Source organism: Isoptericola croceus (genome assembly GCF_029382255.1).
GTDB lineage: Bacteria > Actinomycetota > Actinomycetes > Actinomycetales > Cellulomonadaceae > Isoptericola > Isoptericola croceus.
Genome location: NZ_JARLLG010000511.1, coordinates 1 through 255, shown reverse-complemented (window position 1 = coordinate 255; position 255 = coordinate 1). Strand labels below are relative to the sequence as shown.

1 protein-coding gene is annotated in these 255 nt (G+C 54.5%); it reads left to right on the top strand.

All coding sequences use genetic code 11. The features are described from left to right. The coding region (locus tag PZC42_RS21960; protein WP_498041215.1) for a hypothetical protein at window positions 1-255 on the top strand (255 nt) is incomplete at both ends.

Here is a 255-nt window from a genome sequence, read left to right as displayed (position 1 = left end):
GCTGTTAAAGCCTGTGAAGCTGTCGATACCTGTATCGGCCGGGTAGTGGATGCGCTCGCGAAGGTTGGCGGTGAATGTATTATCACTGCAGACCACGGCAACGCCGAGCAAATGACCGACGAGAGTACTGGTCAAGCCCATACTGCACACACCAGCGAGCTAGTGCCTTTTGTGTTTGTTGGCCGTGATGCCACTATCGATGAAGGTGGCAAGCTCAGCGATGTCGCGCCAACCATTCTCCATCTGTTGGGTGAA